Source organism: Vibrio sp. 378 (assembly GCF_033339435.1).
This window is the reverse complement of the sequence record NZ_JAWOUO010000134.1, coordinates 1-1113: the sequence shown is the minus strand read 5'-3', so window position 1 is coordinate 1113 and position 1113 is coordinate 1. Positions and strand designations below refer to the sequence as shown.

The 1113-nt window shown below is 50.4% G+C and carries 2 protein-coding genes; one reads left to right on the top strand and one right to left on the bottom strand.

The genetic code is table 11. The annotated features are described in order from the left end of the window. The coding region (locus R7Q48_RS24635; protein ID WP_318132734.1) for an Ohr family peroxiredoxin at nucleotides 1-302 on the top strand (302 nt) is incomplete at its 5' end. A gap of 77 nt (nucleotides 303-379) precedes the next feature. Here R7Q48_RS24635 and R7Q48_RS24630 read toward each other — a convergent pair. Next, a partial coding sequence (locus tag R7Q48_RS24630; protein WP_318132732.1) for a YdcF family protein occupies nucleotides 380-1113 on the bottom strand: 734 nt, incomplete at its 5' end.

Below are 1113 nucleotides of genomic sequence, written 5' to 3'. Positions count from 1 at the left end.
CAGCAACGAATCCAGAACAACTGTTTGCTGCGGGTTACTCGGCTTGTTTCTCTAACGCGATTTTGCACGTTGCGCGTGAAGCAAAAGTAGCGCTAAAGAGTGCTCCTGTGACAGCTGAAGTAGGCATTGGCCCGAATGAAAACGGTGGCTTTGCGTTGACCGTTAGCCTCGCGGCAGAGTTAGACCTACCACAAGAACAAGCACTAGAGTTGACGCGCATTGCTCACCAAGTGTGCCCATACTCAAATGCCGTTCGTGGCAACATTGACGTCGCCGTTACAGTAAATGGTGAAGCGATCTGATCGCTTTAGACACTGTTTTAATGCAAGAAAGCCTGCGAACGTGCAGGCTTTTTTCGATTTGAATGGGGCGATAAGGGTTAACGCGACTCCAACGGGTAAGAGCGATAACTCCACATACCGTAAGTACGCAGCGCATCGCGGTAAATGCCAAGTAGTTCGCTCTCGCTGGCTTTCGCTAAGTCTTTGAGGGGTTTGTCTGGGTAACTTACGGTGTCGAAAGTGATGCCCTGCGGGCCAGTTTGCCAACTAGCGATTTCAAACAAGGTTTGACCACGACGCACGTGACTTGCCGAGCTGATAATGGTCGCGTGTTTGATGTTGTGGCGCGCCAAGGCGTAGCTGCTGAACAGGGCATTGCCTACCGTGCTGGTGGCGTAGTTTTCTTCGATGATGCGGTCTTTGCTGACTCCTTTTTCAATCAACCAGTCCGCCATCAATTTACCTTCGGTTTTGTGGTTCTTTGGTACGCCGCCCGTCAAAATAATTATCGCATCTGGGTTCGCTTTCGCCATTGCTAACGTGGTTTGTAGACGTTCGACTAAGATTTGGTGCATTGAACCATCCGGATTCAGAGCGTATCCCAGTGTGACGATCGCCCCTTTGTCGTCCAGTTTGCCTTTATCGGCTTTCTCTTTCAGCGGCGTTGCCAAAATGCGATCTACTGTGTCGAAGATGCGTTTGATGTCTGCTGCTTTACCAGCATTCAGTTTGGCCAGCGTTGTCATGTGTTGATCTGATTCGGCTTGATTGCCTTTAAAGCGCTGCCACACCGCAAGATAAGCGTGTAAATCTACATCGTCCGGCGCCACAG